The sequence below is a fragment of the Bacillus cereus group sp. Sample62 genome (genome assembly GCF_036851315.1).
Taxonomy (GTDB): domain Bacteria; phylum Bacillota; class Bacilli; order Bacillales; family Bacillaceae_G; genus Bacillus_A; species Bacillus_A wiedmannii.
Window position 1 is genome coordinate 1 of record NZ_JAFLPK010000006.1, and the last position, 3,166, is coordinate 3,166.

Genomic DNA, 3,166 nt, shown 5'->3' on the forward strand with positions numbered 1-3,166 from the left:
AAAGAGAACTCAAATCTATTATTAAGATTTAAGTTCTCTTTAAAGATAAGGGAATTATACGAAAGCGTAATATAGCATATGCTTATCCTTTTTAATATGCATCTAGCAAAAACACAGTTTCTATAAATGTGCTGTTCTAAGTTCATTCTCTCCTTGTTTTTGGGTGTGAGTGCTGGCTGGGGGTTTGGGGGCTAGCCCCCTGGATCTTAACGTAAATGAATATGGAATAAGCGGATTGTTTAGAACGATAGAGCAAGGCGGTTCGGCAGGTACAATTGCTAGTCCAAGTCGAACAATCTAAATCCTCGTTTTTGGTCTGTTCGGCTTGGCGACATGCTCACACCTGCCGAATTTCACTATGCAATAGCAAAAGAGTGGAGATTTTTTGAATGGTTTTCTCAAAAAATACTACTCGACTATTGCATAGTGAAAAGCCCTTTTAAATTTTATAAAATAATAGAATAGAAGGGAGAACATAGGTTGAACCGTTGATATGACTGGATTTCTAGGAAAATACTATAATTTGTGGGATTATAAGTTATAATTTGTGGGATTATAACCGTAATTTGTGGAGTTATATACCGTAATTTGTGGAGTTATAAATTAAATTTATTTTTTATATCATTTATAATTTGTGGGATTATAAATGTGAAATCCTATAAAAAATATTGCACTTTTAAAATACCCGATTTATAATTTAATTAAATTATAAATCGGGTAGGAGGTAGATTTGATGCAACCGGAAAGACCCTTGAAAAAAGTTTCTAAAGTTACAAAAAATAAAATAATAGATATAAATACTGGTGAAATTCAAGAAGAAGAAGAAATTATAAATGCTTATATCGACAAAGAACCAGACTACGTAAAAATATATTTAAAAGATATTGTAGCCTTAAATGATTTACCTAAAGGTTTAGATAGAGTTATTAACGTTTTATTAAAAGTAATGTCTTATGACAATATGATCATTCTAAATAGCTTTATAAAAAAACAAATGGCACAAGAACTAGGATATAAAACAGTACAAGTTCTTAATAACAACATCAACAAACTTGTAAATGCAGAAATTCTTTTTAGAAAAGGTACTGGTACATATCAAGTAAATGCTCGTTATTTTGGTCGTGGCCATTGGCACGATATACAAGAAATCCGATTACAACAAGTCTATTCAACTAAAGGAAGAGAGCTTAAAACAGAAATAACATACAAAAACGACGAACCGTCTCAGAATTAATTCTGAGACGGTTTTAACGTTCCATGTTATATCCACGTTGTTTCTTAATTTCTTTCTTATATTCACAATCAAATTGATTATCTACACCTTTTATATCCAATTCATTCTTAACAAGTCCTCTAAACGCTTTAAAATGCTCTCCAAGGACTTTTTTCGTATTGTGGTATAAAACCTTTACATTTTCCTTTAAATCTTTTACATGGGCTTTTAACGAGCTTATTTCCTTACGTAATTCTCTATTCTTCTCATACAAATCTGTATTCTCATTAATAGCTTTAACATAACCATCGGCTAAACTATCAACTCTATCATGTAATTCTTTGTTTTCTTTAACTAAATCTGTACGCTGCAAACGCTCATAATCTTCCTTTACGAAATTTGCATCGCTTAGAACTTTTTGCATCCTTCTCATTTCACTATCAGAAACAATCCAATTCCCAGTTTCTGTAGTTACTGTTTCTGATTTTAAAAAACCTGTTTTTACAACCTCTGTTTTTTTCTCTTTTCCTTTTACTTTGATATTAATTTTTGAAGGGAGTGCTTCACTCAAATTCAGAAACTCATTTTTTTTACTTTCCAATTCTTTATCTAATGATTGAATTTTCCCCTCTAACTCTCTTTCTTTGACCTTTACTTCCGCATCCATTACATCTTTTTGTTTCTGTATTTCTTCAGAATACCTTTTCAAATCTTTAACCGTATCAACGCCAATCGTTTTATCGTTTAAAATACCTTCTTTGTAGATTTGTGGTATTTCTTTTTTCAAAAACTCATCTAAATCTTGGTGAAATGTTTTTAAATCTTTTCTTGTTAAAACTTCTTTAGCTGAAACCTTTGCCTGTTGCTTTTTCTCGTCCCAAACAACAGGCATAAAAGCAAAATGCATATGCGGTCTTGTTTCGTCATTATGTACATTGGCTGACAACACATTTTTTTCACCACCATAACGGTTCGCTAAAAATTCATAGGTTTTCTCAAAAAATTCACGTTGTTCCTTCTCAGAAGCATCTTTCAAACTTTCCGGTAATGTAGCAGCCCAATCTGCACAGACTTTTACATCTTTTCGATTCAAGCAATGCACTTCACTTAACCGATCATTCATGCGTGAAAGTGTATCTCCTTCTTTTTCACATAAATCATAATTCAAATGTGACCGTTCATTATCAATGTCTTGATTCGAATGATTTTCTGTTTTTCTGTCCCAGTGGATGGACAATCCTTGAACATTTCCTTTTGCATATTTTTGAACGTGAGCCATGAGCAAGACCCCCCCTTTTGGTAACTAGTTTAACATGGGGATAGAAGAAAAACCAAATTTGGTCTAGCACGTTATACCAAATTTCATTTGGACGTGCTCTGCGAGGCTCTTTGGCTCCGCCAAGCCATGCTTTGCCTGGCAAAAAACAAACCTTGGGCTTTGCCCAAACCCACTGGGGAAACTCTTCCCCAGACCCCCTCAATCAAACTCCCCAACCCCTCAATCCTTGAGGGGCTCCCTCGCCGGTTAGCAGGAACAAACGATTGTTTGTTCAATGCCAAGAGGGTTTGGGTGTAGTACGGTTGGTCAAGTCAAATACTCCCTTCGCTTTGCTAGGTCCGTTTTGATTGACCAACACCCTTTTTTCCTATAACAGGTTTTTAGCTACTACACCAAGTACTCCTGTTAACAATCCGCTTATGATCAATCGTAAAATCCATGTAGTATTTGCACTAATTTTATCTAATTGTTTATTAATAGTTAAAACATCCTTTTCAGCTACTAATATTCTTACTTCTAAACTTTTCATATCATGTTGTATAGCTTTTAAATCTAGATTCATTTGATTAAAATCTTTTTCTAGTTCCTCCAATTTTGTCATATAACATACTTCTCCTTTTAAATTAATTTTAAATATATTATATGTATATGGTAATTAGAGAATAATGATATAA

General features: G+C 33.2%; 3 protein-coding genes. 1 reads left to right on the plus strand and 2 read right to left on the minus strand.

The genetic code is table 11. The annotated features are described in order from the left end of the window. The first annotated feature begins 733 nt into the window (after positions 1–733). Positions 734–1,234 (plus strand): replication/maintenance protein RepL, encoded by a 501-nt coding sequence (locus J0835_RS29115; RefSeq protein WP_001182216.1) that lies wholly within the window; start codon positions 734–736, stop codon positions 1,232–1,234. Between the two features lie 13 nt (positions 1,235–1,247). Here the strand turns inward: J0835_RS29115 and mobV are convergent, their stop codons facing one another. Then, positions 1,248–2,492, minus strand: a complete 1,245-nt coding sequence (gene mobV / locus J0835_RS29120) for a MobV family relaxase (protein ID WP_333728208.1) — start codon at positions 2,490–2,492, stop codon at positions 1,248–1,250. A 367-nt stretch (positions 2,493–2,859) separates the two neighbouring features. Next, positions 2,860–3,093 carry a hemolysin XhlA family protein gene (locus J0835_RS29125; RefSeq protein WP_046199669.1) on the minus strand — a complete coding sequence of 78 codons (234 nt, stop codon included), beginning with the start codon at positions 3,091–3,093 and terminating at the stop codon, positions 2,860–2,862. Positions 3,094–3,166 lie beyond the last annotated feature (73 nt).

Bases quoted from the DNA above. Each gene is read 5' to 3' on its own strand.
- J0835_RS29125 (WP_046199669.1), bottom strand. From the start codon at position 3,093: ATGACAAAATTGGAGGAACTAGAAAAAGATTTTAATCAAATGAATCTA.
- mobV (WP_333728208.1), bottom strand. From the start codon at position 2,492: ATGGCTCACGTTCAAAAATATGCAAAAGGAAATGTTCAAGGATTGTCC.
- J0835_RS29115 (WP_001182216.1), top strand. From the start codon at position 734: ATGCAACCGGAAAGACCCTTGAAAAAAGTTTCTAAAGTTACAAAAAAT.